17 protein-coding genes and 1 tRNA gene are annotated in these 25430 nt (G+C 62.7%); 14 read left to right on the forward strand and 4 right to left on the reverse strand.

Annotated elements, in window-relative coordinates; all coding sequences use genetic code 11:
• Positions 1-85 precede the first annotated feature (85 nt).
• Positions 86-847 carry an ABC transporter ATP-binding protein gene (locus tag KBB96_RS03065; protein WP_226373631.1) on the forward strand — a complete coding sequence of 254 codons (762 nt, stop codon included), beginning with the start codon at positions 86-88 and terminating at the stop codon, positions 845-847.
• Positions 837-3413 (forward strand): ABC transporter permease, encoded by a 2577-nt coding sequence (locus tag KBB96_RS03070; protein ID WP_211632117.1) that lies wholly within the window; start codon positions 837-839, stop codon positions 3411-3413. The genes KBB96_RS03065 and KBB96_RS03070 overlap by 11 nt, the downstream gene beginning before the upstream one ends.
• Positions 3414-3864: 451 nt before the next feature.
• On the opposite strand, the gene rpsU is transcribed toward KBB96_RS03070, so the two are convergent.
• Positions 3865-4098, reverse strand: coding sequence for a 30S ribosomal protein S21 (gene rpsU / locus KBB96_RS03075; protein WP_211632119.1), 234 nt, complete (start codon positions 4096-4098; stop codon positions 3865-3867).
• A 264-nt stretch (positions 4099-4362) separates the two neighbouring features.
• Between rpsU and ccsA the strand changes: the two genes are divergently transcribed.
• The 5 genes from ccsA (at position 4363) to KBB96_RS03100 (ending at position 8858) form a co-directional block, all read left to right on the forward strand.
• Positions 4363-5130 carry a cytochrome c biogenesis protein CcsA gene (gene ccsA, locus KBB96_RS03080; protein WP_211632121.1) on the forward strand — a complete coding sequence of 256 codons (768 nt, stop codon included), beginning with the start codon at positions 4363-4365 and terminating at the stop codon, positions 5128-5130.
• On the forward strand, positions 5130-6140 hold the full coding sequence (hemA, locus tag KBB96_RS03085) for a glutamyl-tRNA reductase (RefSeq protein WP_211632123.1): 1011 nt from the start codon (positions 5130-5132) through the stop codon (positions 6138-6140). The genes ccsA and hemA overlap by 1 nt, the downstream gene beginning before the upstream one ends.
• Positions 6141-6159: 19 nt before the next feature.
• A complete protein-coding gene (gene hemC, locus KBB96_RS03090) occupies positions 6160-7122 on the forward strand; it encodes a hydroxymethylbilane synthase (RefSeq protein ID WP_211632126.1) in 963 nt (320 codons plus the stop codon).
• Positions 7119-8630, forward strand: a complete 1512-nt coding sequence (cobA, locus tag KBB96_RS03095; protein WP_211632129.1) for a uroporphyrinogen-III C-methyltransferase — start codon at positions 7119-7121, stop codon at positions 8628-8630. The genes hemC and cobA overlap by 4 nt, the downstream gene beginning before the upstream one ends.
• A 153-nt stretch (positions 8631-8783) precedes the next feature.
• Positions 8784-8858, forward strand: a tRNA-Thr gene (locus KBB96_RS03100).
• 48 nt (positions 8859-8906) lie between these two features.
• Here KBB96_RS03100 and KBB96_RS03105 read toward each other — a convergent pair.
• The 3 genes from KBB96_RS03105 to KBB96_RS03115 all read right to left on the reverse strand — a co-directional run bounded on the left by KBB96_RS03105 (position 8907) and on the right by KBB96_RS03115 (position 18752).
• Positions 8907-17168, reverse strand: coding sequence for a choice-of-anchor D domain-containing protein (locus KBB96_RS03105; RefSeq protein ID WP_211632131.1), 8262 nt, complete (start codon positions 17166-17168; stop codon positions 8907-8909).
• A 319-nt stretch (positions 17169-17487) separates the two neighbouring features.
• Positions 17488-17973, reverse strand: a complete 486-nt coding sequence (locus tag KBB96_RS03110; RefSeq protein WP_211632133.1) for a GNAT family N-acetyltransferase — start codon at positions 17971-17973, stop codon at positions 17488-17490.
• Positions 17974-17981: 8 nt separating this feature from the next.
• On the reverse strand, positions 17982-18752 hold the full coding sequence (locus tag KBB96_RS03115; protein WP_211632135.1) for a DeoR/GlpR family DNA-binding transcription regulator: 771 nt from the start codon (positions 18750-18752) through the stop codon (positions 17982-17984).
• Positions 18753-19032: 280 nt separating this feature from the next.
• Here KBB96_RS03115 and KBB96_RS03120 point away from each other — a divergent pair, with 280 nt between their 5' ends.
• The 7 genes from KBB96_RS03120 (at position 19033) to KBB96_RS03150 (ending at position 25430) form a co-directional block, all read left to right on the forward strand.
• Positions 19033-19755, forward strand: a complete 723-nt coding sequence (locus KBB96_RS03120) for a hypothetical protein (RefSeq protein WP_211632137.1) — start codon at positions 19033-19035, stop codon at positions 19753-19755.
• 25 nt (positions 19756-19780) lie between these two features.
• Positions 19781-20545 (forward strand): MIP/aquaporin family protein, encoded by a 765-nt coding sequence (locus KBB96_RS03125; protein WP_211632139.1) that lies wholly within the window; start codon positions 19781-19783, stop codon positions 20543-20545.
• 34 nt (positions 20546-20579) lie between these two features.
• Entirely contained in the window at positions 20580-22070 is a 1491-nt protein-coding gene (glpK, locus tag KBB96_RS03130; RefSeq protein ID WP_226373632.1) for a glycerol kinase GlpK, read from the forward strand.
• A 28-nt stretch (positions 22071-22098) separates the two neighbouring features.
• Positions 22099-23685, forward strand: a complete 1587-nt coding sequence (locus tag KBB96_RS03135) for a glycerol-3-phosphate dehydrogenase/oxidase (RefSeq protein ID WP_211632145.1) — start codon at positions 22099-22101, stop codon at positions 23683-23685.
• Between the two features lie 187 nt (positions 23686-23872).
• Positions 23873-24433: a CAP domain-containing protein gene (locus KBB96_RS03140; protein ID WP_211632148.1), complete on the forward strand. Its 561-nt coding sequence runs from the start codon at positions 23873-23875 to the stop codon at positions 24431-24433.
• A gap of 6 nt (positions 24434-24439) precedes the next feature.
• A complete protein-coding gene (locus tag KBB96_RS03145) occupies positions 24440-25063 on the forward strand; it encodes a ribonuclease HII (protein WP_211632151.1) in 624 nt (207 codons plus the stop codon).
• The gene (locus KBB96_RS03150) at positions 25050-25430 is read left to right on the forward strand and encodes a YraN family protein (RefSeq protein WP_211632154.1); all 381 of its coding nucleotides are present in this window, start codon (positions 25050-25052) and stop codon (positions 25428-25430) included. The genes KBB96_RS03145 and KBB96_RS03150 overlap by 14 nt, the downstream gene beginning before the upstream one ends.

Below are 25430 nucleotides of genomic sequence, written 5' to 3' on the forward strand. Positions count from 1 at the left end.
GATTTCGGCGTGCCATTTGCATTAGGCTCATCCGCGGCCCATAGTCCGGCGCACGATCCCAAAAGCCCCAGCGCGAGAACTTTCCATGATGCCGCCGATTTCCGACCCAGCCGTTTCAACCACCGCATTGGCCAGCGTAGGCACGGATGCCCGGACCGTCAACCGGCCCATTCTGGAGGTCCGCTCGCTGCGCAAGACCTATCGGAACGGCGGTCACGAACTCACCGTCCTGCGTGACATCGATCTCACACTGGAAGAGGGCGACACCTGCGCGATCATCGGCCCATCCGGCAGCGGCAAGACGACCCTGCTCGGCCTGTGTGCAGGGCTCGATGACGCCAGTGCGGGAACCGTGAAGATTGATGGCCAGCCGTTAGAAACGCTCGATCAGGACGCCCGTGCGGCGCTGCGCAACCGGCTGGTGGGCTTCGTGTTCCAGAACTTCCAGCTCATCCCCACGCTCACCGCCTTGGAAAACGTGCTCGTGCCATTGGAACTGCGCGGTGAAACGGGACGGCAGCAGGATGCGGCGGAGCTTCTCAAACAGGTCGGCCTCGGCGAGCGGCTGGATCATTATCCGCTCCAGCTTTCCGGCGGCGAGCAGCAGCGTGTGGCGCTTGCGAGAGCCTTCATCCACCGCCCGAAAATCCTCTTCGCCGATGAGCCGACCGGCAACCTCGATGCCGAGACCAGCGGCCCGATCGTGGAGATGCTGTTCCGGCTGAACCGCGAAGCGGGCACCGCGCTGGTGCTGGTGACGCATGATCCCTCGCTGGCCGCAAAGGCGCGCCGGGTGATCAAGATGGGCGGCGGAGCGATCATCGGGGAGGAGGAGCATGCCCGCTGATTCCACCCGGCCGCTGCCGCGGACCCTGCTCGGCGCGCTGTTTCACCCCTGGACCTGGCGCATGGCGTGGCGGGATAGCCGCACCCAGCGTGTGAGACTCGCGATTTTCTCGCTGGCCATCGTGGCGGGCATCGCCGCGCTGGTGGCGATCCATTCGCTGAAGGCCAGCGTGCAAACCGGGATCGATACCCAGGCGAAGTCGCTGCTGGGCTCGGACCTGATGGTGTCCTCGCGCCAGCCGATCCCCGCGGATGTGGTGGCGGATCTCACTGCACGGGCGAAACGCGCCGGACACGAGACCAGCTTTTCCTCCATGCTCTACTTCGCCTCGGCGGATGCCACCCGGCTGGTGCAGGTGCGCGCGCTCGATGGCGGCTATCCCTTCTATGGCACGGTGGAAACGGTGCCCGCGGAGGCGTGGCAGCGGCTGCAATCGGAATCCGGCATTCTGTTGGAGCCCGCGTTGCTCGATCAGTTCCAGGCGAAGGTCGGCGACAAGGTGAAGCTTGGTTCGTTGGAGCTGACCATCCTCGGCACGGTGAAAAAAGCCGCGCCGCGCAGTGGTCGCTTCGGGGCCTTCGCGCCGGAGGTCTACGTGCGTCCTTCGGATCTGGAACACAGTGGTCTGCTGGGCTCCACCAGCATGAGCACGCGGGCGCTGCATCTGGAGCTGCGGCCCGGCGTGAACGTGAAGAAGTTGAAGGAAGACCTGCGCGACCGCTTTCCGGATACGTCCATGCGGATCGAGTCTTCCGAGGACCGCCGCGAAACATTGGGCGACGCCCTGGACAATTTCCAACAGTTCCTCGGCATCCTCGCGCTGGCGTCGCTGGTGCTGGGGGCCATCGGCGTGGCGGCGGCGGTGCATGCGCATGTCACGCGCCGCGGACCGACGGTGGCGATCCTGCGCTGCCTCGGTTGTCCGGGGAATCTCGCCTTCGGCATCTACTTCGCGCAGGCGGTCGCGCTGGGTTTGTTAGGTGCCTTGTCCGGCGCGGCGGTGGGCGTCGCGCTGCATGCCGGAGTGGTGGCGGCGTTTCATGACAGCCTGCCGATCGAGATCGATGCCGCGCCGGAGTGGCGGGTGGTCTCTCTCACGGCGGCGGCGGGACTGGCGGTGTGCTGCGGCTTCGCGCTGCTGCCCTTGCTGCGTATCCATGGGATTTCCCCGGCGGCGACCTTGCGCGATGGCGCGGTGTTGGAACGACGCGGGAACTGGCGTTCGTGGCCGGTGTATCTGCTGTTGGCCGGATTGCTGGTGCTGCTGGCGCGCTTGAATGACGATCATTGGAAGCGCGCGCTCGCACTGGTCGCGGGGCTGGCTGTGGCGTTCGGCGTGCTGCTCGCGGTGGCGCGGCTGCTGGTGTGGTTCACGCGGAAACTGGTGCGGCCCTCGTGGCCCTATCTGCTGCGGCAGGGCATTTCCAATCTCCATCGCCCGCGCAACCAGACGCTGTTGTTCCTGCTTTCGCTGGGACTCGGCACCTTCCTCGTGGTCACGGTGTTGCTGGTGGGAAATCTCATCAACCAGCGGCTGCAACTCCGGCAGTTCGATGAAAGCCCGAACCTCTATCTCGTGGATGTGCAGCCCGATCAGGAAGCGGGCGTGAAGGATCTGCTCGCGGAGCAAAAGCTGCCGGTGCTGGAAAGCGCGCCGATGGTCACCATGCGCATCCAGTCCATCCGCGGTGTGCCGGTGCGCGATCTGGAGGCGAAGAAGGAAGTGCCGAAGTGGGCGATCCGCCGCGAGTTCCGTTCCACCTATCGTGACCAGCTGAATGCCACCGAGACGATCGTGGCCGGGGAATGGAAGACCCGTGCCGATGGTCCGGATCAACCGGTGCCGCTGTCCTTGGAAGAGCAGATCGCGAAGGACCTGCGCGTGAATATCGGCGATGAGATGACGCTGGATGTGCAGGGCGTGCCGGTGAAGACCCGTGTCACCAGCCTGCGCAAGGTGGACTGGAGCCGCTTCAACCTGAACTTCTTCATGGTCTTCACGCCCGGTGTGTTGGAAGACGCGCCGGGGTTTCATGTCGTCACCACGCGCGTGCCCGCGGCGTCCTCGTCGGGAGAACTCCAGCGGGCGATGGTGAAGAAGTATCCGAACGTCTCCGCTATCGATCTCACCGTCGTGCTGGAAACGGTGCGTGGCATCCTTGCCAAGATCTCCACGGTGGTCGGCGTGCTCGCGGGCTTCACCGTGTTGGCCGCGCTGCCGATTCTTGCGGGCACCTTGCTGAATGGCCGCGACCTCCGCATGCGTGAAAGCGCGTTGCTAAGGACGCTCGGTGCCTCTGCGCGGCAGGTGCGACTGATCCTGTTCACCGAGTATGTCACGCTCGGCCTGCTCTCCGCACTCACCGGACTGATGCTGGCGGTGGGTGCGAATGTGGTGCTGGCGCTGAAGCTCTTCAAAGCCTCGCCGTGGCCGAGTCCGGTCGTGCTGGTCGTGCTGGTCGGAGCCTTTCTCGTCACCACCGGCCTCGCGGTTCTCGGAGGATTGTTGCTCGGAAGGGGCGTGGCGAAACAGCCGCCGCTGGATTTGTTGCGGAGTGGCGGGTAGGAAGCTGGATTTGGGATAACAGGCTGACGCACACATCCGGAGTGCATCTTCCGACCTCGAAGAGGTCGCAGATCATAGCCGGAGAGTCGCGCAGCGACCTCCGGATCAGGATCGTTCTTTTATTACGACCCCGATAGCGGGTCGCAGAAGGGCGGAACGTTTGTGGAGAACGAATGATCGAGTGAGAGCCACAGGCCTTTCTGCCCTTCTGGCACACCCTCCGGGGTGCTGATACTTTATAGATCGCTCACCCCGGGTGGCACTCGCCGAGGCTCGTTGACCCGGGGCTATGATCCGTGATCCCTTCGGGATCAAAGACAGGCTGCATGGGAACGGCCGACTTCATCCAACCCGCGCTCTCACCAGCGCGGCTACAAGAAGCAGGCACAAAAAAACGGACGCCCTTGAGAGGCGTCCGTTTGTTCCAACCGGTATCGGAACCGGGAAATTTTCAGGCTTCGACGGGAGCGTCAGCGGAGACGGCGGCCGGAGCATTCGAGAAGCGCCAGCGGATCTTGTTGCGCTTCGAAGCGGAGCGCAGCTTGCGGGCCTTGCGCTGGGTCGGGGTCTCGAATGCGCGGCGGCGGCGCATTTCCTCGAGGATACCCTCGGTATCAAGCTTGGTCTTGAGGCGCTTCAGGGCGCGATCAACAGGTTCGCCTTTTTTGACGTTCACTCCACGCATGCGATCAGTAAGTCGTTGGTTTGGTTTGGTTCCGGTGGGTTGGGGCGCGGAAGCTGGCGGAAGGCCTCCCGATTGTCAAGGAGGAACCTTTTCCGATTGTGAATAACTCCAAGAAAATCCCCACTCCGCTCCGTGATTCCACGGTGGGGTGGAAGAATGGCCGGTTTTCGCCCGTCCTTGGGGGAATCCATGCCGGATTCCCGGATGATCCGGGTTCCAAAACCGCTTGCGTGCAAAGCGCCCGGGGGGCATGGAGGGGCTGCCATGGACCGCTATCTGCTGATCGTCTCGACCCTGCTCGCCGCCGTGGGCGCGGTGTTCGGGATGATGTCCGTGCATCACGGCATCCGCAGCCGCTGGACGGTCCTTTGGATGCTGGCCTCCTTCGGCTGCCAGCTCGGCTTCCTGGCGATCCGCGGAGAAGCCCGCGGAGCCTGCCCGCTGCGGGACCTGGGGGAAATCCTGGCGTTTCTGGCGTGGTCGCTCACACTTTTCTATTTCGTCGTCGGGCCGCCCTACCGGCTCTCCCTGCTCGGCGTGTTCACCGCGCCGGTGGTGGTGGTATTCCAGTCCGTGGCCCTGTGGCCCGGGATTCTCACCGAACTGGCTCTGGTCAAGCGCCTGCCGGGAAATGCCTGGGGCGAGACCCACGCGGCCACGTCCGTCCTGTCCTACGGTGCGCTGGCCTTGGCCGGAGTGGCCGGGGTGATGTTCCTGGTACTGGACCGGCAGTTGAAGGAGCATCATCTGAAGAGTGGGCTGTTCCGGAATCTGCCGCCGGTCCGCGAACTGCTGGATTGCATGGTCCGCCTGCTGTGGCTGGGCACGGCCCTGCTCACGGTGGGCATCATCGCCGGATTCATCATGCCGCACTCCGGCGGCTATGGTCACTTCGTGGCGGCGGTCGTCACTTGGATCGGCTACATCCTGTTGCTGGGGATCAAGATGGTGCGTGGCATGACCGGCAGGCGGTTTTCATTGTCCGCGGTGGGCATGTTCCTGGTCTCCCTCACGGTATTCGCTTTCGTCTGATGGAATTGGTTTGTCTCGGCCTCAATCACCGCACCGCGCCCGTGGAGGTGCGCGAGCGCTTCGCCGTGGGCAATACCAAGCTCGGCGAGGCGGCACGCGAGATCGCGTCCATCCAAGGCGTGGCCGAGGGCGTGGTGGTTTCCACCTGCAACCGCACCGAATTCTACTTCGCCGCGGACGAGGGTGGGGAAACCCTGAGCCGCATCGAGCACACTTTGGTCGAGCGCCACGGCCTCGATGACACGGTGCGCGATCATTTCTACCGCAAGGAAAAGGCTGATGCCGCGGAGCATCTGTGCCGCGTTGTCAGCGGCTTGGATTCGATGGTGCTCGGGGAGACCGAGATCTTCGGCCAAGTGAAGCAGGCCTACAAAGCCGCTCTGGAGGCCGGTACCACCGGTGGCTTCCTGAACCGCCTGTTCCAGAAATCCTTCGGCGTGGGCAAGAAGGTCCGCACCGAGACCTCCATCCAGGAAGGCGCGACCTCGATCGGCAATGTCGCCGTCGATCTTGCGGAAAAGATTTTCGGCCATCTCAAGGACAGCGAGGTGATGATCCTCGGTGCCGGGGAAATGAGCCGCCTCACCGCGCAGGCGCTGGTCTCCCGTGGTGCCCGCGGTATCTTCGTCACCAACCGGTCGTATGATCGCGCGGTGGAGCTGGCCAAGGAAACCGGCGGCAGTGCCGTGCGCTTCGATGAGTGGCAGAAGGTGCTGGAGCGGGTGGACGTGGTGATTTCCTCCACCGGCGCGCCACATGCGATCGTCCATCGCGAGGAGGTGGAAAAAGTCCGACGCGCGCGGAAATTCCGTCCGCTGTTCTTCATCGACATCGCCGTGCCGCGTGACATCGATCCAGCCGTCGGCGAGATCGAGGAAGTCTATCTCTACGACATCGACACGCTGGAGCAACTGGCCGAGGAGGCTCGTAGCCGCCGCCAGCGCCAGATCGAGGAATGCGAGCGCATCATTGAAAGCGAGCTCGCGAAGATGAACCTTCCCGGTACCTGATCCGATTCCACTTATACGCATGAGCGAAACCTTCACCATCGGCACCCGCGGCAGCGATCTCGCGCTGGCTCAGGCCGTGTCCACCGAAGCGGCGTTGGCCGCGGCGTTTCCTGATCTCCAGGTCGTCCGCAATGTGATCCGCACCACCGGCGACCGCCGTACCGATGTGGCGCTCAGCGAAGTGGCGAAAGTGGAAGGCGTGCTCGACAAGGGGGTCTTCACCAAGGAACTGGAAATCGCGCTCGATGCCCGTGAGATCGATCTTGCGGTGCATAGCCTGAAGGACGTGCCGACGGTGCTGGAGGATCGCTTCGCCATCGCCGCCGTGCTGGAGCGCGCGCCGATCCGGGACGTGCTGCTCACCCGCGATGGCACGGCTTTGGAAAACCTTCCCGCCGGAGCGGTGGTGGGCACCAGCAGTGTGCGTCGCGCACGCCAGCTTCAGTGGCTGCGTCCGGACCTGAAAATCATCGACCTGCGTGGCAATGTCCCGACCCGCCTGCGGAAGCTGGCCGAGGAGGGGACTTATGATGCGATCATGCTCGCGGAGGCCGGCCTCGTCCGTCTCGGTTATCTGCCGCTTGTCTCTGCTGGCAAGGTGGAGCCTCTTGCCGGTGAGGATGCCGTGATCGCCACGCTTCATGCCGAGCGGTTGCCGGAGGATGTCTTCTATCCCGCCGCGGGGCAGGGGGCCATCGGCTTCGAGATCCGCGCCGATGATGCGCGCGCCTGCGACATCGCGGAGATGATCGGCCATCGCGACACTTGGCTGCGGGTGGTGGCGGAGCGCGAGTTCCTGCGCCTGCTCGATGCCGGTTGTCACACGCCGGTGGGCGTCTATACCGCCATCGAACACGGCCAGCTCCATCTCAAGGCCCGCGTTTTCCCCGAGCAGGGTGGCGATCCGAAAACCGGCGACCTGTCCGCCTGCACCTCCGATCCGCTCCACGCGGCCTTCCTCCTTTTCGAATCCCTCTCATGAGCACTCCCGGTATCTGTTATCTCGTCGGCGCTGGTCCCGGCGACCTCGGCCTCGTCACTCTTCGCGCGAAGGAGCTGATCGAGCGTGCCGATGTCCTGGTGTACGATGCCCTTAGTAGCCCGGAGCTGCTCCGCTGGACCAAGCCCGGCGCGGAAAAGATGTACGTGGGCAAGCGCGCCGCCGACCACGCCCTGTCCCAGGACGGCATCAATGCGCTCATTGTCGAGAAGACCAAGGCGGGCCTCAACGTCGTCCGTCTCAAGGGTGGCGATCCGATGATCTTCGGCCGTGGTGGCGAGGAAGCCGCCGAACTGGCCTCGGCTGGTGTGGCCTTCGAGATTGTTCCCGGTATCAGCTCCGCCATCGGTGGCCCGGCCTATGCGGGCATTCCGGTGACGCACCGCGATCATTGTTCGCAGCTCACCATTTTCACAGGCCACGAGGACCCGACCAAGGGCGAAAGCTCCATCGACTACGCCCACCTGGCCAAGACACCAGGCACGAAGGTCTTCCTGATGGGAGTCGCCCGTCTCCGGGAGATCACCAGCGCGCTGGTTGCCAATGGGGCGGATGCCACCACGCCGATCGCGCTCACGCGCTGGGCGACGACCGGTTCGCAGCGGACGATCACCGGCACCCTGGCGGACATCGCGGACATTGCGGAGCGTGCCGAATTCGGTTCGCCTGCGGTTGCTGTCATCGGCGGCGTGGTGAAGGAGCGGGAGAAGATCAACTGGTTCGAGAAGCGTCCGCTCTTCGGCAAACGCATCGTGGTGACCCGCACCCGCGAGCAGGCTGGAGAACTCTCCCGCGCGCTTTCGAATCTCGGCGCGGATGCCATCGAACTCCCGACGATCCGCATCGATGCCCCAACCGACAAGCTCGCCTTTGCCGAGCACGTCACCCACGCCCACGAATACGACTGGCTGATCTTCACTAGCCCGAATGGTGTGCAGCGCTTTTTCGATGCCTTCTTCGCCGTCTATGAGGACGCCCGCAGTCTCGGCAATCCGCGCATCGCCGCCATCGGTGATGCCACCGCGAAGAAGATTCGTGAATACCGCTTCGGCATCGACCTCCTGCCCGAGCGTTTCGTGGCCGAGGGCTTGTTGGAAACCTTCGAAAAGGAATCCGTTGAGAACCTCACCATGATGTGGGTCCGCGCGGAAGACACCCGCGATGTCCTCTATGACGGCCTCACCGCCCTCGGTGCCATTGTGGATGAATGCGTCGCCTACCGCACTGTCGCTGAAACTTCCGATCCCACCGGCAATCTTGCCCGCGTGAAGGAGGAGGGTGCGGACATGATCACCTTCACCTCCGCCTCCACGGTGGATCACTTTTTCGCCCTCGGCGTGCCATGGCCGGAAGGTTGCGCCGCCGCCAGCATCGGTCCCGTCACCAGTGAGGCCCTGCGGAAACATGGAGTGGAGCCTGCCTTCGAGGCGAATCCCCACGACATCCCCGGACTCGTCGCTGGCATCCGCGGGCACTATGCCAGAGGGTAGGGACATGGCCGTCCCGTTTCTGCCAGCAGCTCATTCGTAATGAGCAGGTCGTGCGAAGCGGGCCGGACGAATTCCGCAAAATCTTTCGCCCGGATACTTCCCGCTTGCCGGGCCGTTCCAACTTTGCATCATACCGCCCGCCCAAGGCGAGACGCCGCTGTAGCTCAGGGGTAGAGCAGCTCATTCGTAATGAGCAGGTCGTCGGTTCAAATCCGACCAGCGGCTCCAGTTTTCAAAGCCGATATGGCGATCCGAGGTTGCCTGAAGAGGTCGGCTTCACTCCGCGGTCACCACGAGCCGGATGAAAAGGCCCGGATTTCCGGCCATGGGAACCGAGAAGATATGGTTTCCACCGGTGCCGGTATCCGCGACGGGCAACCAACTGCCCGGGGAGAGATTGCTGGTGTATTCCGCACCGTAGATGATTCCATCGATGCCGGTTGGCTCGGTGAAGCTCAGGGTGAGATTCCCGCCCGCCGTGAGCGGCTGGGGAAGCTGCTGGGAAGCTCCGGAGGTGGGATTCAGTCCGAGGGCGAACTCGAGCAGGTTTTCCAAGCCATCGTTGTCAGGATCTGCGAGATCGGCTCCGTCACCGGAGTTGTCGGGACTGCCGAAGAAGGTCGTGCGCCAGTTGGAAACAATGAGGGTGCCGTTGCCGGTGAGAGCGATATCGAAGGGATTCTCGTCCGTATCATTGCTCGCGATGTGGATGGCCGCTGTGCTGGCACCACCCGAACTGGGACTGAACGTGACGGTGAAGGTCGTCGTGGCTCCCGGAGCGAGGGTGGTAGCCGCAGGTGCGCCGAGGGTCAGGGCGGAGGCACCGGTACCATCCTTCGTCACTGCCAGTCCGGTGAGATCGGCGGTGCCGGTATTGCGGATGGTGAAGGTGAGAATGGATGAGCCGCCGACCGGAGTATCCGCAAAGGCGACGCTGGAGGTGCCATCGGTGAGGCCGGTTCCCACCGGCTGTTCGATGGCGATCTCGGGAACGGTGCCATTTCCTGTCAGCGCGATGTTGAATGGGTTTTCGTCGGCATCGCTGCTGGCGAGGTGCAGGGCCGCTGTTTTCGATCCGGTGGTGGTGGGAGTGAAGGTGATGTCGAACGTGAAGCTGCCACCCGCCGCCAGCGTGGTGGGAATGGTAGTGGCGCTGAAGAGAACGGCGTCCGCTCCATCCATCGTGAGTGCCAGTCCGGTGAGGGTGGCGGTGCCGGTGTTTTTCACCGTGAAGGATTTCGCCTGTGGCGTGCCTGTCGGAACATCTCCGAACGAAACCGTGGCAGAACCACTGGTGAGACCGGTGCCGACCGGTTGTTCGATGGCGATCTCGGGTGCCGTTCCCGTGCCACCGAGTGCGATGTCGAAGGGATTCTCATCGGCATCATCGCTGGCAATGTGAATGGCGGCGGATTTGGCTCCACTGCTGGCCGGTGTGAAGGTTACGGTGAAGGTGGTGTTCGCTCCGGCTGCGAGGGTCGTGGCACCCGGTGCGCTCACGGCGAACTGGGCGGCATCGGTTCCGTCCTTGGTGATGGAGATCCCGTTGAGATCGCTGATGCCGGTGTTCTTCACCGTGAAAGTGCGGATCACCGGTGTGCCGACGAGAGAGTCGCCAAAGGCAATGGTGGCGGAGCCATCGGTGAGATCCGTGCCTGCCGGTTGCTCGACCGTGATCTCCGGTGCCGCGCCGGTACCACCCATGGCGATGTCGAAAGGATTTTCATCCGCGTCATTGCTGGCAATGTGAAGGGCGGCGGTTCTTGCTCCGGTGGCGGCCGGAGTGAAGGTGACCTCAAACGTGGTGCTGTCTCCCGGTGCGATGGTGGTGGCTCCCGGGGTGCCGATGACGAAGTCTCCCTGGTTCGGGCCGTCTTTGGTGATGTCCGTCAGTGTCAGGTTTGCATTGCCGGTATTGCGGATGGTGAAGGTCCGTGCCACCGGATTGCCGGGAGCACTGCTGCCGAAGGAGATCGATGCGCTGCCATCGGCGAGGTCCGTGTCTGCCGGTTGTTCCACCACGATTTCGGGCGCGGCTCCGGTGCCGGTGAGAGCGATGTCGAACGGACTCTCCGTGGCATCATTGCTGGCAATATGAATCGCGGCGGATTTGGCACCGAATGAACTGGGATTGAACGTGACGTCAAAAGTTGTGGTGGCGGCTGGAGCGAGGGTCGTGGCTCCAGGAGCGCCGATCGTGAAATCGGCGGCAGCCGTGCCGTCCTTGGTGATCGTGCCGAGCGTGAGATTGGCGGTTCCGGTGTTGCGGATGGTGAATGTTTTCACCACCGGTGTTCCGGATGGCGTGGTCCCAAAGCCCACGGTGCCGGAGCCATCCGTCAGCGGCGTCGCGGCCGGTTGTTCGACGGCTATCTCCGCGATGGCCGGAGTGGTGAAGGTCAGATCCGAGCCGGTCACCGTGCCACCGCTGTTGGTGGTGCTGATGCGGAAGTGATAGGTCGTGTTTGAGGCGAGATTCGTGAGGACGGCCGAGACGTTCTGGAACGCATTGCCGTTGTTGGGGGACAGGGTGACGATGGCATCCGTGCCATAGGAGGTGGTCAGGCCGTATTGGAATTTCGCGGTGGTCACCACGCCCTCCGGATGCACCGTTGCATTCAGCGTCGCGCCATAGGCGGTCACACTGGTGGCGGCGAGGGTGGTGGGGACCGGCGGAATCCCGATGTTGGTCATGATGACCCCGGCATTGCCCGTGGTGTAGAGCGTGGAGCCCGATCCCCACAGGGCGTTCAGGGTGGCGGTGGTGTTCGAGACATCCGCGATCCACGATTCCCCGCCGTCGTTGCTTTTCAGCAGCAGTCCGTTGAGCCCGCAGGCCCAGAGGTTGGTGGTGTCCGTGCCCCAGATCGCATTCAGATCGCTGGTGGTGCCGGAGGTTTTCACGCTCCACGCGGTGCCGTTCCATTTTACGATGGTCCCAGTAGCTCCCACGGCCCAGAGGTTGTTGGCGTCCGGCCCCCACACGTCGTACAGGGCATTGGCAGTGCCGGAGGTCTGCGCGCCCCACGCGGTGCCGTCCCACTTGCGGATTGTTCCTGCGGCCCCCACCGCCCAGACATTGTTGGCATCGATGGCGTGTACGGAGTTCAACTGGTTCGTCGTGCCGGAGGTCTGTACCGCCCAGGTCGTGCCGTTGCCTTTCAAGATGATGCCACCGAGTCCCACCGCCCACTGGTTGGTGGTGTTCAGGCCATGTATCGCAAGCAGCAGATTGGTGGTGCCGGAGGTTTGTGCGGCCCATGTGGTGCCATTGCCTTTGCGGATGGTGCCGGTCGCGCCCACGGCCCAGATGTTGGTGGCATCCGCCGCCCACACTCCATAAAGCGCGTTGGTGGTGCCGGAGGTCTGCGGGGTCCAGCCGGTGGTGGCATTGCCCTTGTAGATCAGGCCACCATCACCGGCGGTCCAGACAGTGTCCGCGTCGCTGCCCCACATGCCACGGAAAGGGAAGGCTCCGCCGGTGCCGGAGCTGGTGGTGCTCCATGCGGTGCCGTTCCACTTCAGGATGGCTCCGGCTTCACCCACCGCCCAGCCGGTGGTGGCGCTGGGATGCACGTTGCCATGAAGCGGCTGGGTGGTGTTGGACGTTTGTGTGGACCAAGCCGTGCCATTCCATTTCCGGATCAAGCCGGTGTTGCCCACGGCCCAGATGTTGTTGGCATCGGTGCCGGTGACGGAATACAGCGTGGTTGTGGTGCCGGAGGTCTGGGCCGCCCAGGAAGTGCCGTTCCATCTTACGATGGTCCCGGCATCGCCGACTGCCCACACGTTGTTGGCGGCGGTTCCCCAGACGGACCGCAGGATCTGGGTGGTGCCGGAGGTTTGCACGGCCCACGAGGTGCCGTTGAATTTGTAGATCGCACCGCCGGTCCCCACAGCCCAGACATTGCTGGCATCGGCCCCCCATACGGAGGTGAAGGCGACGGTGGTGGTGCCGGACGTTTGCGCGCTCCAGGTGGAGCCATTGAACTTCCGGATCGTGCCGGAGAGCCCGACGGCCCACACGTTGTTGGCATCGAGCCCCCACACACCGTAGAGATCGTTGCCTGTGCCGGAGCTTTGCGAACCCCACGACGAGCCGTTCCACTTCACAATCACACCGGACATGCCCACCGCCCACACGTTGCTGGTGTTCGTGCCCCACACGCCCTTGAGGTCGAGTTGGAATCCGGAAAGCTGGCTGTTCCAATTCAGGCCGCCATCGGTGGTGCTGCGGATGGAGCTGTAGTTGAGGGTATTCCCGCCCACGGACCAGCCGTTGTTGGCATCCGCGAACCACACTTTCTCCAGCGGGCGTCCATCGGCATTCGCGCCCGCCACCCGCCAGTTCACCGGCGCGGTCGTGCCGGAGCCGGTCAAGGCCACGTCGAATGGATTCTCGTCCACGTCATTGTTGGTGACGTGAAGGGCCGCGGTTTTGAAACCGTTGGCGGCGGGATTGAAGGTGATCGTGAAGGTGGTGCTCGATCCCGGGTTCAAGGCATTCACTCCCGGAGCGGATGCCGTGAATTCCGATGCATTCGTGCCATCCACCGAGACGGCGAGACCGCTCAGCAGGGTGGTGCCGTTGTTCCGGATCGTGAAGGTCTTCACCACGGGTGATGTCCCCACCACCACGCCGCCCCACGCGACGGTCGAGGTTCCATCCGCAAGGTTCGTGCCGGAGGGTTGCTCCAGTCCGATCTCCGGCCCGGTGCCGGTGCCCGTAAGGTTGAGATCGAAGGGATTCTCATTCGCGTCGTTACTGGCGATGTGGATGGCAGCGCTGCGTGCGGTGGGGCTGAAGGTATTGAAGGTGACGTCAAAGGTGGTGCTGGCACCCGCCGCGAGCGTGGTCGCTCCCAGCGAGCCGATGGTGAAGTCGCCCGGGTTGCTGCCGTCCTTGGTCACGGCCAGACCGGTGAGATCCTGATCGCCGAGGTTGCGGATGGTGAAGGTCTTGACCACCGGCGTTCCCATCGTGGTGCTGCCATAGGCTATGGTGCTGCTGCCATCGGTCAGGTTGGTGCCTGCGGGTTGCTCGACCGCGATTTCCGGTCCGGTGCCGATGCCGGTCAGCGCGATGTCGAACGGGTTTTCGTTCGCATCATTGCTCGGCAGATGGATCGCGGCGGTCTTCGCACCGATGGAGGCCGGTGTGAAGGTGACGGTGAAAGTCGCGGTGGCGGCCGGTGCGATGCTGGAGGAACTCAGCGAGCCAACGGTGAACTCCGAGGCGTTCGTTCCGTCCTTCGTGATGGCGGAGAGAGTCAGCGTGGAGTTGCCCGTGTTGCGGACGGTGAAGGTTTTCACCGAAGGCGAGCCTACGGTAAGCGTGCCGTAGTCGATGGTGCTGCTGCCATCGGTCAGGTCGGTGCCAGCCGGTTGCTCAACCGCGATTTCCGGAGCCGTGCCGGTGCCGGTCAGGGTGATGTCGAAAGGGTTCTCGTCCGAGTCATCGCTGCCGATGTGAATGGCGGCGGTCTTCGCGCCGAGAACACTCGGATTGAATGTGACGTTGAAGGTCGTGACGGAAGCGGGCGCGATTACGGTGGAACCCAGCGAGCCGATCGTGAAGTCCGCGGCATCGGTGCCATCCTTGGTCACTCCGGTGAGAGTGAGGTTCGAATTGCCGCTGTTCTTGACCGTGAAGGTCTTCACCACCGGCGTGCCGAGATTGGTGCTGCCATAGGCCACGGTGCCGCCATCGGGCACGTTGTTGAGTGAGGGCTGTTCCACCGTGATCTCCGGTCCGGTGCCATTGCCGGTGAGTGCGATGTCGAACGGGTTTTCATCCGCATCGTCACTACCGATGTGGATGGCAGCGGTTCTGGCGCCCAGAGCCGTGGGGATGAAGGTGACATTGAATGTCACCGTTGCACCTGGTGCCACGCTGGTGCCGCTCAGCGAGCCCACCGTAAACTCGGCCTGGTTGGTGCCATCCTTCGTCACACCCGTGAGTGTCAGCACACTGGTGCCGACGTTGCGGACGGTGAAGGTTTTCACGAGGGAAGCTCCGACCATCACGTTGCCATAGGCCACGGTGCTGCTACCGTCGGTGAGATTGGTGGCGGCGGGTTGTTCCACCGCGATTTCCCGCGCCGTGGTGGTGGCGGTGAGCACGAGGTCGAAAGGGGACTCGTCCGGATCATCGCTGGTGATGTGGAGGTTCGCGGTGCGGGCACCCGTGGTGCTGGCATTGAAGGTGACGTCCAAGGTGGTGCTCGCGCCCGGAGCGAGTGTCGTGACACCGGGGGAGCCGAGCGTGAAGTCGCCCGCGTTCGCACCGTCCTTGGTGACCGCGATGCTGTTGAGCGTCTGATTGCCGGTATTGCGGATCGTGAAGGTTTTCACCAGCGAGCTGCCCGTCAGCACGTCCCCGTATCCCACCGAGGAAACTCCATCCTGGAGACCGCTTCCGGCGGGTTGCTCCACGGCGATGTCCGGAGCGTCCGGTGTGGTGAAGACCTGGTTCGAGCCGAGCGCGGTGCCGAAGGCGTTCGTCGCCGAGGCGCGGAACACGTAAAGCGTTCCGGGAGCCAGGCCGCTGACCGTAGTGCTCACGTTCTGCGTGGTGGTGCCGTTGTTCGGGCTCAAGGTGATGGTCGCGCTTTGGCCGAAGGCCGCGGTCGGGCCGTAGTCGAACTGGGCGGAGGTCACGCCACCACCCGGATTGACGGTGCCATTCAGCGTCACTCCGGCCGGCGTGATGGAAGTGGCGGCCTGGGTGGTAACGGCAGGCGCGAAGGGCGCGTTGGTACGGATCTGGTTGCTCATCGAGGAATACACCAATGAACCGTTCATGCCCCATACGCCGGTGCAGTGCTCGGTGGTGTTCAGAGTCTCGGTCGACCAGGACAAGCCGTTCCACTTGTCGATGCGGCCGTAGAGTCCCACCGCCCAGACATTGCCGGTGCCATCGCCCCACAGGCCGGTGAACCAGTCCGATACCACGGTGGAATGGTTGACCCAGGTGGACCCGTCCCAGCGGTAGCGTTTGCCATTGTTTCCTCCTATCCAGAAGTTGCTGTTGCTGGTGCCCCAGATGGCGGTCAGATCGCCGCTGGGCGGCCCGGTGAAGTAGCTCCATGAGGAGCCATCCCAATGTCGGATGATGCCGCTGCTGGTCGGCGCATAACCCACCGCCCACACGTTGTTCGCGCTGGTGCCCCACACCGCATAGAGATCCACACCGGCGGTGGGGTCATGCACGCTCCATGAGGAACCGTTCCACTTGAGGACGGTATTGAACTGGCCGACCGCCCAGACATTGTTCGCGTCCGCGCCCCAGATGGCGTAGAGATTGCGGGTGGTGCCGGAGGTTTGCGTGGACCATGTGCTGCCGTCCCACCTGAGGATGGCTCCGGCGTCGCCTACGGCCCAGACGTTGCTCGCATCCGCACCCCATACACCCCGCAAGCGGAAAACATTCGGATGCGTCTGTGAAGTCCATGACGCTCCGTCCCATTTCACGATGGTGGACGCGAACCCGACATTCGCCCCCACCGCCCAGATGTTGTTGGCATTGGCACCCCATATGCCCGCGAGTGTTCCGGGTGGTCCGGTGGCGAGTGTGCTCCACGCGCTGCCGTTCCATTTCACGATGTTGCCATGCTCTCCCACCGCATAGACGCTGCTGGCGTTTCCACCTGAGATGCTCAGCAGCGAGTTGACCGCTCCTGTGGCCTGGGAGCTCCAACTGCTGCCGTCCCATTTCAAAACGTCGTTCCCGCCGGTGGTCACCCACACGTTGTTCGCATCCGCCGCCCACAGGTGCCGGAGGGCCGCGGAGGTGCCGGAAGTTTGTGCGGTCCATGAGGAGCCGTCCCATTTCCGGATCACGCCGCCATTGCCCACGGCCCAGACGTTGGAGGCGTCCACGCCGGTAATGCCATTCAAGGTGGCGGAGGTGCCGGAGGTTTCCGGAGACCATGCGCTGCCATTCCAGCGCAGGATCGTGCCCGAGAAGCCCACCGCCCATGCGTTGGTGGTTCCCGTGCCCCACACTCCTTGGAGGACTTGAGTGGTGCCGGAGGTTTGAGCGGTCCAGGTGCTGCCATTCCATTTGAAGATCGTGCCGGAACCGACGAAGGAATCGCCACCCACGGCCCAGACGTTGTTTGCGTCCGCACCCCATACACCCCATAGATGGTTGTTCGCCGTGGGAGTGAAGGAGAGTCCTTGCAGTGCCCACGAAGTTCCATTGTAACGCAGGATCGTGCTGCCGGAGCCCACGGCCCAAACGTTCGATGCATCCGTGCCCCAGATGGCATAGAAGATCGTCGTCGATCCAGAGAGGCCGGTGGGTTGGTCGGACCAGGTCAGGCCGCCATCGATCGTATGACGGATGGCGCCTCCGTCCGTGCCCACGGCCCATCCTTCGGTGGGGCTTGCAAACCATGTGCCGTACATCGGCCGGCCATCGGAATTCGGGCCGGCGGGCCGCCAGTTGTCGGCTTGGGCCAAGGTGAGTGTCAGCAGGAATACCAGCATGCCGAAAAGGCACCCGGCACATCGGAAGCGGGAGGGTGTGTTCATGGCCCGATTGGGGGTTCGGGATTTGAAACGGACGGACCGTTTGAGGGGCCGTCATGCGTTTGTTCAAAAGACGAGGATGCTTTACCGCGGGTGCGGATAAAGGCCATTCAGGCAATCGCATTGAACCCTCACTGCGGGGGATGTCGCAAGACTATTTGGCCCGTCATTTTTTGACCGGCTCTGCATCCATTCCGCTATCTTGGATGGGTGGAGAACAACGATGCCGGGAAGTTCCCGGGCATTGGTTTACATAAGTGGAGTTTCCGGCCACGAATCCCGTGGGACGAAAGGATCACACTGTCGACCCGGGTCTCGTCACTCAGACGAGTTCGCGGAACATGATGTAGGTATCCACCAGGCCGAGCTTCTGGTGGCGGTAACCTTTGGGCGTGGTGCCGATGATGCGGAAGCCATGCTTTTGCCAAAGGTGGACAGCGGCTTCGTTCGTGCTCACCACGATGTTGAATTGCATGGCGAGATAGCCCTGTTTCGTGGCTTCTTCCATGGAGTGCCTGCACAAGGCGGAGCCGACTCCCTTGCCGCGCGCCTCGTCCGACACCATGTAGCCCGCATTCGCCACATGGGAACCGAGATCCGGCTGGTTGGGCTTGAGGATATAGGTTCCGAGAATTTTTCCGTTCTCCGAGGCGACATAGGTGGCGGCACCATCGGCGAACCAATAGCCGATGGCCTTTTCCCGCGGCATGGCCGGGTCGAATGCGTAGGTGTCACCCGCGGCAATCACGTTGCGGAAAATTTCCCAAACAGCGTCGTGGTCGGCGTCGGTGGCTCTGCGGATTTCCATGGCGGAAGTTATTCGGATGCCACGATGACGTCCATGCCGGCTCCGCGCAGTTCGCTGATTCTGGCGGAATCGGCCTGTGGATCGGTGACGACCTGGTGGATCTGATCCGGACGTGCGAAGATGTGGCTGCTGGTCACGCCCAGCTTGCTATGGTCGGCGAGAACGACGGCCTTTTCGACATTGCCGAGCAGCCGCTCCTTGAGCAGGGCGTGTCCGGGATTGATGTCCATCGCGCCGTGGCGGGCATCGAGTCCGTCCACGCCGAGAAACGCGAGGCTCACCAGATAGCGGCGGATCGAATCTTCCGCCACCACGCCGGTGTAGGCGCAGGATCGGTCCTCGTAGGTGCCACCGGTGGAGATGAGATTGATGTTGGGCCGCTTCGCCAATGCCACCACCACGTGATGGGCGTTGGTGATGACGGTCAATGGAATGTCGTAGGGCAGTGCTTCGGCCATCCGCAGTACCGTGGAGCTGGCATCGAGAAAGATCACCGCGCGTGGTGGCACGAGTTGCACGGCTGCGGCTGCGATCGCCAGTTTCGCCTCATGATGGAAGGCGGCGCGTTCCGGCAGCGGGAGACCCGCACGTGCCGATCCCATTGGCAGCACGGCGCCGCCGTGAGTGCGTTCCAGTTCCCCGGCTTCATGGAGAAATGCCAGATCCTTTCTAACGGTCTCATGGCTCACCCCCAGCAGGGCGGCGAGATCCAGGCTCCGGATGCTGCCGGTTTGCTGGAGATGGCGCAGGATCTGTTGGTGGCGTTTGAGTGGCAGCATTTTTGGTTCCGGGATACGGGTTTTCCCCCGCGATTACAAAATAACCGGGAAGGGTCCGCCTTGGGTTTCAGTGGGAAATCCTAACCGCAATCCACGCGAATCCAACCGAAAGAATGGATACTGTTGGGTATAACGAAAGAGACGTTCTGCTGGGTCCAATCGAGTTGATTTCCAAGGATTTCCGTGGCATTCAAAACTGCTTTTCAAATGTGCCGGAGGAGGGGATGGGTGCATCGGATTCATTCAATCCGATCATCAAACCCACATCGCCATCATGCGTATGAAAAACCATCTGTTGCCCGCCGCCCTCCTCATGCTCGCCTCCGCGCCGCTGCTGTCCGCCGGAGAGCTGCCGGCTTCCTATGAAACCCGCTCGGAGGGGGATTTCGCATTCTCGCTGACCGCAGGTTATGAATCGCTGCATGTCTATCGGGGAGCCGACTCCAGCATGGGCAGCGCCAACCTGTGGCAGGGACTGGACGTGGAGTACAAGGACTTCCTCCACTTCAATCTTTACCACGGCAGCGGTACCAATTCCGATTATGAGGAGCTCACTCCCAGCGCCTATGTCCACCACGATTTCGGTCCGGTGGATGCCGCTCTCGGCGTGATCTGGTATCATTTCCCCGACTACCATTCCTCGGACAGCGTCGAGTTCTACCTGCGGCTTTCGCACGACTTCAAGAACGGCATCTCGACCTGGATGCACGTGGGCTACAATGAGGATGCGGACGGCTGGTACGAGGAGCTCGGCATCAAATACACCCGTGAGATCACCGAGCGCCTGTCGCTCGCTCCCTATGCCTCGATTGGCTTCTCCCAGCACTATCGCGGACCCACCGGCAGTGATGGCCTGGACAATCTCACCATCGGCCTCACCGCTCCCTACAAGATCACCAAGCAGGTTTCCCTGACGCCCGCCGTTGGGCTGGCCCTGCCATTGGACACTTTTGATGGCGACAACGAGCTGTGGGGTGCCCTGACCCTTTCCATCAGCTTCTAAATCCAAACCAAAAACCATCCGAATCATGAACCACTATCTCGCCGAGTTCGTCGGCACGGCCATCCTGATCCTGCTCGGCAATGGCGTGGTCGCCAATGCGGTCCTCGCCAAATCGAAGGGCAACAGCGGCGGCTGGATCGTCATCACCGCCGGTTGGGCCTTCGCCGTAGGGTTGGCTGTTTACGCCACCGGTCGTATTTCCGGGGCGCATTTGAATCCCGCCGTCACTCTCGCGCTTGCCACCACCGGCGGCTTTCCATGGGCGGAGGTGCCCGGCTACATCGCCTCCCAACTCGGCGGTGCCATCGCCGGTGCTACGCTGGTGTGGCTCACCTATCTCAGCCATTGGGGGGCGACCGAGGACAAGGGGGCGAAGCTCGCCTGTTTCTGCACGGCCCCGGCGATCCGGTCCACGGTGCCGAATTTCATCACCGAGTTCATCGGAACGGCCATGCTGGTCTTCGCGGTGATGGCGATTGGTCGTGTGAATGCCGGAAACACGATGGACGCCGGAGAAGCCGCGGATGCGATGGCTGGCATCGCCGCCACGTGGTGGTCTCCCTTGCTTGTCGCGCTTACGGTGTTCTCGATCGGTCTCTCGCTCGGTGGTCCCACCGGCTATGCGATCAATCCGGCCCGCGACCTTGGGCCACGCATCGCGCACGCGATTCTGCCGGTGGCCAACAAGGGCAGCTCCGACTGGAGCTATGCCTGGATTCCGGTCGCCGCTCCTATTGCCGGCGGCATTGCCGGCGGTCTGTTGTTCAAGGCTCTCGGCTTCGCAGGCTGATTCCATCTCAAAAAACTCCAATCATCCCAACCACGTGAATCCCCGTTACATTCTCGCCCTCGACCAGGGCACCACTTCCTCGCGTTCGATTCTTTTCGACAAGAGTGGCACCGGCATCGCAGTCAGCCAGCGCGAGTTCAAACAGATCTACCCGCAGCCCGGCTGGGTCGAACACGATCCGATGGAGATCTGGTCGAGCCAACGCGCCACGCTTTCCGAGGTGCTGGGCAAGGCCGATGCCTCCGACCGCGATGTCGCCGCCATCGGCATCACCAACCAGCGCGAGACCACCATCGTGTGGAATCGTGAGACCGGCAAACCGATCTACAACGCCATCGTCTGGCAGGACCGACGCACTGCCGACTTCTGCGCGAAGCTGAAGCGGGAAGGGAAGGAGGCCGTCTTCACAGCGAAGACCGGCAAGCGGCTCGATCCGTATTTCTCCGGCACGAAGGTCCGTTGGATCCTCGACAACGTGAAAGGCGCGCGTGATCTCGCGAAGCAGGGCAAGCTCGCCTTCGGTACCGTCGATAGCTGGCTGGTATGGAAGCTCACCGATGGCCAGGTGCATGTCACCGATGCCACCAACGCCTGTCGCACGCTGCTCTATAACATCCATGAAGGCCGGTGGGACGATGAACTGCTGGAGATCCTCGACATTCCGAAGGAACTGCTGCCGGAGGTTCGTTCGTGTTCGGAGGTCTATGGCACCACCGAGTATGGCACGCCCATCGCGGGTATGGCCGGGGACCAGCATGCGGCCTTGTTCGGGCAGGCCTGTTTTGAAAAGGGCATGGCCAAGAATACCTACGGCACCGGTTGCTTCATGCTGATGAATACAGGAACGCAGGCGGTGGCCTCGAAGAACAATCTTCTTACTACCGTGGCGTGGAAGATCGGGGATGTCACCGAGTATGCCTTGGAAGGTTCCATCTTCATCGCGGGAGCGGCCATCCAATGGCTGCGCGATGAGATGAAGATCATTTCATCCGCCGCCGAATGCGACAGGCTGGCGGCGACGGTGAAGGACAGCGGAGGTCTTTACATCGTTCCGGCGTTTGCCGGACTCGGCGCGCCGCATTGGGACCCGTATGCACGTGGTGCGGCCTTCGGCATCACCCGTGGTACGAACCGCGCGCACTTCTGCCGCGCGGCTTTGGAGGCCATCGCCCTGCAGAGCGCGGACCTCATCAGCTCGATGGAAAAAGACAGCGGCCTGAAATTGGCGGAGCTCCGTGTGGATGGCGGTGCCACCCGCAGCGACCTGCTGCTCCAGATCCAGGCGGACATCCTCGGCACGCGCGTGATCCGCCCGAGCAATACGGAAACCACCGCGCTGGGTGCCGCCTATCTGGCGGGCCTTGCCGTCGGCTTCTGGGAATCCCGCGAGGACATCGCGAAAAACTGGAAGGTCGATGCCACCTTCGAGCGCAAGGCTCCGGAGGATTCCATTGCCAAGCTGTGCAAAGGTTGGGCTAAAGCCGTTTCCCGGTCGCTTGATTGGGAAGAGGGCAAAGCCGAATGACCCCACTCCACCCATTACCCCCGAATCCATGTCTTTTTCCCGATCCCAACATCTCGACGCCATCCGCAACCGCAGCGAACCCTTCGACTTCATCATCGTAGGCGGCGGGGCCACTGGCCTCGGTGCGGCGGTGGATGCCGCCACCCGTGGCCATTCCGTGGCGCTCATTGAAATGGCGGACTTTGCCAAAGGCACCTCGTCCCGCTCCACCAAGCTCGTCCACGGGGGCGTCCGCTATCTCAAGCAGGGGAATGTCAGCCTCGTGCTGGAAGCCCTGCGCGAGCGCGGTCGTCTGGCGAAGAACGCCCCGCATCTGGTCCACGATCTGGCCTTCGTCATACCCAGCTACAAGTGGTGGGAAGGCCCATTCTACGGCATCGGCATGAAGGTCTATGACCAACTGGCGGGAAAACTCGGCCTGGGACCCAGCCGCATGCTATCACGTGAGGAGACGATTGAAGCGATCCCGACAGTGGAAACGGAACATCTCACCGGTGGTGTGGTCTATCACGACGGGCAGTTCGACGACTCACGATTGGCCATCGATCTGGCGAAGACCGCCGCCGGACATGGTGCGCTGCTGGCAAACTACACGCGTTGTATCGGCTTGTTGAAAGAGAATGGCTTCATCAGCGGCGTGCGCGCGATCGATGAGGAAAGCGGCACGGAGTTCACCATCCGCGGTCGTGCCGTGATCAATGCCACCGGTGTTTTCGTGGATGACCTGCGGCGTCAGGATGTACCGGACTCGAAGGCGATCGTCGCGGTGTCGCAGGGTATTCATATCGTGCTGCCGAAGGAGTTCCTGCCGGGCAAAGCGGCCATTATGGTGCCAAAGACGGCGGATGGCCGCGTGTTGTTCGCCGTACCGTGGCACGATCATGTGGTGGTGGGGACCACGGATACTCCGGTGCCCGCGCACAGTCTGGAGCCGCGTGCCTTGCAGGAGGAGATCGACTTCATCATGGAACACTGCGCCCGTTACCTCACCCGCGATCCCCGTCCGGAGGACGTGCTCTCCATCTACGCGGGCCTGCGTCCGCTGGTGAAAGCCGGGGATGGCAGTGATACCGCCGCGCTTTCCCGGGACCATACGATCCTGGTGGCGGAGTCCGGATTGATCACCATCACGGGTGGAAAGTGGACGACCTACCGCAAGATGGGCGAGGATGTAATCGACCAGGCTGAGATGGTCGCGGGTGTGGAGAGCCGGCGGTGCCATACGGTCGATCTGCCCATCCATGGCTGGACCCACCAGCCGATTCCCGAGCCCCATCTTCAGGTGTATGGCAGCGATGCGGCCTCCATCCGCGGACTGGCGGCCGCCGATTCCTCCCTGTCGGAACGCGTGCATCCGGAGTTGGCACTGACCCGTGCCGAGGTGATCTGGCATGCGCGGGAGGAAATGGCACGCACGGTGGAGGACGTGCTCGCCCGCCGCAGCCGCAGCCTGCTGCTCCATGCCCGTGCCAGCCAGGAGGCCGCGCCGGTGGTTGCGGCTTTGTTAGGCAGGGAAATGGGCCGGGATGCCGCATGGGAGGCCGCCCAGGTGGAACACTATCGCCGCGTTTCCCAAGGCTATGTCTTCGGGTCGCCTGAATCCATTTCCCGTTGATCGGAAATCCCCGTTCCAGCACGCAATGTGCTGGAACGGGATGGTTTGAAACTGTATTGGATCCGGGTATATGAAATATGGGTTTTCTTAAAAAATTTGGCTAAGCTCATGGTGAGGAATCTAACAAGTTAAAAATTTCTTTACTGTCAGAATTTTTTGGGGATAGTCCGACCCGTGCTGTCCCAACATGAAAATTGCAACCTGCCTCCCCGCAGTGGTTGCGCTTGCCACGGGCCTCCTGGTCTCGTGCGCCGCGCCGCCTGTCACCAAAGTCCCTGTTTCGTTCTCCGCTTCCTCGGCTGACAAGTCGCTCGGCGGCCAGCTTCTGGCGAACGTGAATTCCTACCGCGCCGCCAAAGGCCGCAATGCCCTGGTGCGCAATCCCGGTCTCGACCGGATGGCCCAGGAGCACTGTGAGTTCATGCGCCTGAACCGCGGCAAGTTCTCCGCCGATGGTGGCAAGAACGTCAGCCACCTTGGCTTCGAGGGGCGTGCGTTGAAGGCCAGATCGTACCTGAACATCACCACGCTCGCCGAGAACGTGGCCGTGGCAAAGACGACCTCCATGCCCTCGTTCGTGCGCATGTGGTCGAATTCCAAGGGTCATGACTATAACATGAGTGCCAGCTGGACCGATACCGGGATCGGTGTGCTTGTGGACAAGGATGGAACGGTGTTCGCCACCCAACTTTTTGGCACTCCGGTGCTGAACCGGATGGAAATGGCTGACCGTCTCCATCAATACTGAGGGCGGATGCCCGACCTCAGACTCGAAAAAGCCCTTCACGCCCGTGGTCTGCGCATTGTCGCGGGCGTGGATGAAGCGGGACGCGGCCCCTTGGCCGGTCCCGTGGCCGCCGCCGCGGTGGTGCTCCCACCACGGTTTTCGTGCCCTGGTCTGGACGATTCCAAGAAACTGTCTCCCGCGAAACGCGAGGTTCTGTACGCGAAGCTGACCACCCATGCGAAGGTCCGATGGGCGGTCGCGCTGGTGCATGCGGAGGAGATCGATTCGATCAACATCCTCCGCGCCACTCATCTGGCGATGCGGCAGGCGGTGTCCGAACTCCGGATGGAGGTGGAGCATTGCCTGATCGATGGCCTCCCGGTGCCCGTCTTTCCGTGGCCGCATGATGGCGTGGTCAAGGGGGATGGTCTTTCGCTCTCGATTGCCGCCGCCAGCGTGATTGCAAAGGTGACGCGGGATTGCTGGATGCAGGAAGCCGCCCGCGAGTTTCCACAATACGGCTTTGAGCGGCACCAGGGATATGGTACTCCCGGGCATCTCGCCGCGTTGCGTTCCCATGGGCCTTGCCGCATTCATCGCCGGTCGTTTCAGCCGGTGTCTCAACTCACCCTGCCGCTTGACGGCGCGTGATGGATCGCCATTGGGGAGGAAGGAAATCGGGGATTTCGGCGAGCGTGTGGCAGCGGCGTGGCTGCGCGCCCAAGGTGAAAAGGTGCTCTATCGCAATCACCGCGCGCCACGGGGCGGTGAGGTGGACATTGTCGCTCGCAAGGGGAAGCTGCTGTTGTTCATCGAGGTGAAGACCCGCCGCCAAGGAGCGAAGATCCGCGGCTATGACGCGGTCAATGCGGACAAGCGGGCGCTGATCGAACGTGGTGCCGGCCACTGGCGCGAGCTGCTGAAGCGGAATGACATTCCGTGGCGCTTCGATGTCATCGAAGTCACGGTGGAGGAGGGCTGCAAGCCCGTCGTCCACCGGATCGAGGATGCGTTTTGA

The sequence above is a fragment of the Luteolibacter ambystomatis genome (assembly GCF_018137965.1).
In the GTDB taxonomy this organism is placed as follows: Bacteria; Verrucomicrobiota; Verrucomicrobiia; order Verrucomicrobiales; family Akkermansiaceae; genus Luteolibacter; species Luteolibacter ambystomatis.

Bases quoted from the DNA above. Each gene is read 5' to 3' on its own strand.
- KBB96_RS03065 (WP_226373631.1), top strand. From the start codon at position 86: ATGATGCCGCCGATTTCCGACCCAGCCGTTTCAACCACCGCATTGGCC.
- KBB96_RS03070 (WP_211632117.1), top strand. From the start codon at position 837: ATGCCCGCTGATTCCACCCGGCCGCTGCCGCGGACCCTGCTCGGCGCG.
- rpsU (WP_211632119.1), bottom strand. From the start codon at position 4,098: ATGCGTGGAGTGAACGTCAAAAAAGGCGAACCTGTTGATCGCGCCCTG.
- ccsA (WP_211632121.1), top strand. From the start codon at position 4,363: ATGGACCGCTATCTGCTGATCGTCTCGACCCTGCTCGCCGCCGTGGGC.
- hemA (WP_211632123.1), top strand. From the start codon at position 5,130: ATGGAATTGGTTTGTCTCGGCCTCAATCACCGCACCGCGCCCGTGGAG.
- hemC (WP_211632126.1), top strand. From the start codon at position 6,160: ATGAGCGAAACCTTCACCATCGGCACCCGCGGCAGCGATCTCGCGCTG.
- cobA (WP_211632129.1), top strand. From the start codon at position 7,119: ATGAGCACTCCCGGTATCTGTTATCTCGTCGGCGCTGGTCCCGGCGAC.
- KBB96_RS03105 (WP_211632131.1), bottom strand. From the start codon at position 17,168: ATGAACACACCCTCCCGCTTCCGATGTGCCGGGTGCCTTTTCGGCATG.
- KBB96_RS03110 (WP_211632133.1), bottom strand. From the start codon at position 17,973: ATGGAAATCCGCAGAGCCACCGACGCCGACCACGACGCTGTTTGGGAA.
- KBB96_RS03115 (WP_211632135.1), bottom strand. From the start codon at position 18,752: ATGCTGCCACTCAAACGCCACCAACAGATCCTGCGCCATCTCCAGCAA.
- KBB96_RS03120 (WP_211632137.1), top strand. From the start codon at position 19,033: ATGAAAAACCATCTGTTGCCCGCCGCCCTCCTCATGCTCGCCTCCGCG.
- KBB96_RS03125 (WP_211632139.1), top strand. From the start codon at position 19,781: ATGAACCACTATCTCGCCGAGTTCGTCGGCACGGCCATCCTGATCCTG.
- KBB96_RS03135 (WP_211632145.1), top strand. From the start codon at position 22,099: ATGTCTTTTTCCCGATCCCAACATCTCGACGCCATCCGCAACCGCAGC.
- KBB96_RS03140 (WP_211632148.1), top strand. From the start codon at position 23,873: ATGAAAATTGCAACCTGCCTCCCCGCAGTGGTTGCGCTTGCCACGGGC.
- KBB96_RS03145 (WP_211632151.1), top strand. From the start codon at position 24,440: ATGCCCGACCTCAGACTCGAAAAAGCCCTTCACGCCCGTGGTCTGCGC.